The organism is Microvirga pakistanensis, assembly GCF_004458765.1.
Classification (GTDB): Bacteria; Pseudomonadota; Alphaproteobacteria; order Rhizobiales; family Beijerinckiaceae; genus Microvirga; species Microvirga pakistanensis.
Window position 1 is genome coordinate 1 of sequence record NZ_SPJX01000140.1, and the last position, 223, is coordinate 223.

The window sequence follows — 223 nt, forward strand, 5'->3', positions numbered from 1 at the left end:
TTTTCAGGAAAGCGACAACTCCGCCGGGCACATCCCCCGAGAAACCTCTCCCCGTCAGATAGGTTTTGACGAAATCGAAGCCGATCCGGTCCGCACGCATGTTCCGTAGGAACGGGCCCGGATTGCGGCGACGGTACATAAGAATCACTGATACGTGATCCTGCAAGTTCTTACCCACGGCAGGTAGACTGATTTGCGTTTGAATACCATGCGCCGCGAGCTC

1 pseudogene is annotated in these 223 nt (G+C 55.6%); it reads right to left on the bottom strand.

Annotated elements, in window-relative coordinates:
* A pseudogene (locus tag E4K09_RS30820) lies at positions 1–223 on the bottom strand (GMC family oxidoreductase); the annotation flags it as partial.